The following is a 4,631-nucleotide window of genomic DNA, read 5'->3' as shown; positions in this document are numbered from 1 at the left end:
ATTTTTATAGTTCAGAGAAATCATTTTGATGATTAACCAAATCTTGCGCCGCTTAATTCCCAAGTGGATATCGTTGATAAAATTCAGGAATATCCCCTTTAACAACCAACATAAATTATTCTTTTCTTCTCCTTTACCAGTAGTGGGGGCTTTTGTTACAGGTCTTTGTCTGAGCTTGCTATTTGCTGCTTGTTCATCGACACCGACTGTTAATGCCCCTAATCCCAATGCCACATCTCAGGGTAATTCTACTTCCAGTAAAGCAACAGTAGTCAGATTTGGTTATCAGAAATCGACCATTTTGCTGAGAACTAAGGGTGTTTTAGAAAAGCGTTTGGCACCAGAAGGAATAACTGTAAAGTGGACTGAATTTCAAGCGGGGCCACAACTACTAGAAGCGATGAATGTAGGTAGTATTGACATTGGCCCTGTGGGAGAATCACCGCCAATCTTTGCCCAAGCAGCGGGAGCATCACTAACTTATGTTGTTGGTACTGCTGCTAGTCCGGCTGGTTCAGCAATTCTTGTTCCTCAAAATTCACAAATTCAAAAAGTTACTGACTTGAAGGGCAAAAGAGTTGCCTTTCAAAAAGGATCTAGTGCCCACTTATTGTTAGTCCAAGCTTTAGAAAAATCTGGATTAAAATATACAGATATTGAACCTAAGTATTTGGCTCCGGCTGATGCTCGTGCTGCATTTGTGAAAGGAAGTGTAGATGCCTGGGTAATTTGGGACCCATTTTATGCAGCGGCCCAAGAGGCAACTAAAGCCAGAGTCCTAATTGATGGCACAGGAATTAATAAACAGGGAGGATATTATTTGATGACTCGCAAATTTGTCACTGAAAATGCCCAAACTGTCAAGGCGATAGTGGAGGAAATTAAAAATCTTGAAGAATGGTCTAAACAGAATCGAGAAGAAGTAGCAAAAACTCTCGCACCTGTGTTAGGAATTGATTTAGAAACGATGAAAAAAGCAACTAACAGGCGGACTTTTGGGATTGTACCAATTGACGACAATCTGATAAATCTACAACAAGGTGTTGCAGATACATATTACAAATTGAAGTTAATTCCCAAAGAAATAAATGTGAAGGATGCAGTGTTGACAAAAGAAGAATATGCTGCTTTCTCACCAAAAACTTAAACTAGTACAATGAATCGGCTGTAGGGGCATAGAGATGTATGCACCTACAGATGAAATTGGTATTAGTAGCAAATTTGAAAATGTAAATCTTGGAATTGATTATGACTAATCCTACAGAACTACTGCGATCGCGCTACGGTGAAATTCCCTTCAATCCCGAAATTGCATGGAATGATTCGCTAACAGCACTACTATCTCACCGTTCAATTCGGTCTTATCTATCCGATCCTTTACCACCGGGAACTCTGGAATTGCTAATTGCAGCCGCCCAATCTGCATCTACTTCCTCTAATTTGCAAACCTGGAGTGTGGTAGCAGTCGAAAATCAACAGCGCAAAGAGGAGTTATCCAAGTTGGCGGGAAACCAAGCACATATTAAGCAGGTTCCTTTATTCTTGGTTTGGTTAGCAGATTTGGCGCGTCTAAGTCATGTTGCTGACAGTCGCGGCATATCTCACGATGCGCTGGAATATTTGGAAATGTTTGTGATGGCAACAATCGATGCAACGTTGGCGGCGCAAAATGCCGCAGTTGCAGCTGAGTCAGTTGGTTTAGGAACAGTATATATCGGTGGAATCCGAAACCACCCGCAAGAGGTAGCACAGATATTGAATTTGCCCTCCTCTGTGTATGCTGTATTTGGATTATGTGTGGGCTATCCAAATCCTGAAGTAGAAGCGGCGATTAAGCCAAGGTTGCCCCAGTCAGCTGTGCTGCATCGTGAAACTTATAAATTGGCAGAGCAAGAAGAAGCGATCGCTCACTACAACGAAATCATCAAAGAATTCTATACTGAACAAAAGATGAATGTTCCTGGTGATTGGTCAGAACACTCAGCCCAACGCATCGCCACTGTAGAATCATTGAGAGGACGCGATCGTTTGCGTGAAGCTCTCAATAACCTTGGCTTCAAGTTACTGTAAACAACAAGAATCAAGATTATGGATTTGCAACTCCGTGGCAAAGTCGCCTTAGTAACAGCTGCTAGTAAAGGTTTGGGCAAAGCTACAGCGAGGCAATTTGCCCGTGAGGGTGCAAAAGTTGCCATCTGCGCCCGCAGTGAGTTAATTGACAAAACTGCTGCGGAGATTGCAAGCGAAACAGGAACAGAAGTGCTATCTCTGCGTGCGGACGTTACTAGTCAAGAAGATATTGAACGGGTAATTAACGCCACAGTGGAAAAATTCGGCGGGTTGGATATCCTCGTTACCAACGCTGGAGGCCCACCTGCTGGCAGTTTTGATGATATTGATTTGGCAACTTGGGAAACTTCGCTCAACTTGACTTTGCTGAGTGCGGTACGTCTGGTAAAGTACGCTCTACCTCACTTACGCCAATCTACTGCACCAGCAATTCTGACTATCACCTCAACCTCAACTAAACAACCAGTCCAAAATCTGGTTTTATCTAATTCCATTCGATTAGCAGTGATTGGTTTAACGAAAACTCTCAGCCAAGAACTGGGTAGCGATAAAATTCGCGTCAACAGTATTCTACCAGGCTGGACATATACAGAACGGGTAGAAGAATTGATCGATGCCCGCATTGCTAAAAGTGGTGAAACGAAAGAAGCAGAAATTGCTAGAATCAATGGGACAGTCCCTTTGGGTCGTATGGGGACACCAGAAGAGTTTGCCAATGTTGCGGTATTTCTGAGTTCACCAGCAGCCTCATTTGTGAACGGAGTCATGCTGCAAGTAGATGGCGGAATTATTCAAAGCACATTTTGAGCGGCTTGATTGAGCGAACATAATTCAGGAGTCAGGAGTCAAGAGTCAGAATTCAGAATAAATTCTCTACGACTGGCGGCTAGCGAGTCATTGTACCCTTACGCAGTTTTCCTCGTGCCCCCTGCTCGGTTGTTGAGTTTCGACTACGCGGCAGTTGAGCGTAGTCGAAACAATGCCTCCTGCTTTCCTCGAAAAACTAACTTTGACTACTTTCATCATTTCTTCAATTGTTCTAAATAGACAGCAATCACTATCATAATGCTGTTACATCTTTGTTAAGAATAGTTACAACTTCTTAACACAAGGAAATATTTCTGATGGAAGTCTCACTTGAAAAGAATGCACCACATCGGGTTGTTATCGTTGGTGGCGGCTTTGGTGGACTGTATACAGCAAAAGCTTTGAAGAAAGCAAATGTAAATGTTACTCTCATTGATAAACGTAACTTTCACTTATTTCAGCCGCTTTTATATCAAGTTGCCACAGGTACGCTATCACCTGCTGATATTTCTGCACCATTGCGATCTGTATTCAGCAAAAGCAAGAATACAAAAGTTTTGTTGGGAGAGGTAAATGATATCGATCCAAAAGCGCAACAAGTTATTTTGGGTGATGAAGTAGTACCTTATGACACATTGATTGTCGCCACAGGTGTTAACCATTCCTATTTTGGTAAAGATAACTGGAAAGAATTTGCTCCTGGCTTGAAAACTGTTGAAGATGCCATAGAAATGCGTCGCCAGATATTTTCGGCATTTGAAGCGGCAGAAAAAGAAACCGATCCAGAAAAACGCCGTGCTTTGTTGACTTTTGTGATTGTCGGGGGTGGGCCCACCGGTGTAGAATTATCCGGCGCGATCGCAGAACTAGCATACCAAACTCTCACAGAAGATTTCCGCAGCATCAACACCTCAGAAGCGAGAATTTTACTATTGCAAGGTGGCGATCGCATCCTCCCACACATTTCACCAGAATTATCGAAAGTAGCAGCAGAATCTTTGCAAAAGTTGGGTGTGGCTGTCTACACCAATACCAGAGTGACAAATATTGAAGGTAACATCGTTACTTTCAAGCAAGGCGATGAATTGACAGAAATTACCTCAAAAACTATCTTGTGGGCAGCAGGTGTTCAAGGTTCGCCTATGGGGAAAGCCCTAGCAAAAAGTACAGGTGTAGAGTGCGATCGCTCTGGACGTGTGATTGTAGAACCAGACTTGTCTATCAAGGGTTATAACAACATTTTTGTAGTGGGAGATTTAGGCAACTTTTCCCATCAAAATGGTAAACCCTTACCTGGTGTTGCACCTGTAGCCAAACAACAAGGAGAGTATGTAGCTAAACTCATTAAACGCAGGCTTAAAGGTGAGACTTTGCCAGAGTTTCGTTACAATGACGTGGGTACTTTGGCGATGATTGGGCAAAATTTAGCTGTTGTAGATTTAGGCTTAGTCAAACTCAAAGGTTTCATTGCTTGGCTCTTTTGGCTAGTAATTCACATCTACTTTTTAATCGAGTTTGACACTAAAGTAGTAGTAGCAATTCAGTGGGGATGGAATTATATCACCCGTAATCGTCGCTCTAGATTGATTACAGGTCGAGATGGTTTTGTAGAAGGAAAAACTGTTAACAAGAGGGTGCAACAGCCTTCTGGGACACCTCTGTAACTTCAGGTATCGCAACCGATAGTACTCATATCGTGTCCTGCAAAAGACTTATCATTTAGAGCGTAGGGGAGCAGGGGAGCAGGGGAGCAG

Annotated in this window: 5 protein-coding genes; 4 read left to right on the top strand and 1 reads right to left on the bottom strand. The window is 42.8% G+C overall.

Annotated features, from left to right (window positions below):
* Nucleotides 1-234 (bottom strand): hypothetical protein (locus IQ229_RS24690; protein WP_322743985.1); only part of this gene is annotated, 234 nt, incomplete at its 3' end.
* Here IQ229_RS24690 and IQ229_RS13885 point away from each other — a divergent pair.
* The 4 genes from IQ229_RS13885 (at nucleotide 143) to IQ229_RS13870 (ending at nucleotide 4,541) form a co-directional block, all read left to right on the top strand.
* Nucleotides 143-1,147 carry a sulfonate ABC transporter substrate-binding protein gene (locus IQ229_RS13885; RefSeq protein ID WP_322743984.1) on the top strand — a complete coding sequence of 335 codons (1,005 nt, stop codon included), beginning with the start codon at nucleotides 143-145 and terminating at the stop codon, nucleotides 1,145-1,147. The genes IQ229_RS24690 and IQ229_RS13885 overlap by 92 nt on opposite strands.
* A 101-nt stretch (nucleotides 1,148-1,248) precedes the next feature.
* Entirely contained in the window at nucleotides 1,249-2,070 is an 822-nt protein-coding gene (locus IQ229_RS13880; protein WP_194044607.1) for an NADPH-dependent oxidoreductase, read from the top strand.
* Nucleotides 2,071-2,088: 18 nt separating this feature from the next.
* Nucleotides 2,089-2,877, top strand: a complete 789-nt coding sequence (locus tag IQ229_RS13875; RefSeq protein WP_194044605.1) for an SDR family oxidoreductase — start codon at nucleotides 2,089-2,091, stop codon at nucleotides 2,875-2,877.
* Between the two features lie 317 nt (nucleotides 2,878-3,194).
* Nucleotides 3,195-4,541 (top strand): NAD(P)/FAD-dependent oxidoreductase, encoded by a 1,347-nt coding sequence (locus IQ229_RS13870; protein WP_194044603.1) that lies wholly within the window; start codon nucleotides 3,195-3,197, stop codon nucleotides 4,539-4,541.
* Nucleotides 4,542-4,631: the final 90 nt, after the last annotated feature.

The organism is Nostoc cf. edaphicum LEGE 07299 (genome assembly GCF_015207245.1).
GTDB classification, from domain to species: domain Bacteria; phylum Cyanobacteriota; class Cyanobacteriia; order Cyanobacteriales; family Nostocaceae; genus Nostoc; species Nostoc edaphicum_B.
This window is presented reverse-complemented; position numbering and strand designations above follow the sequence as displayed.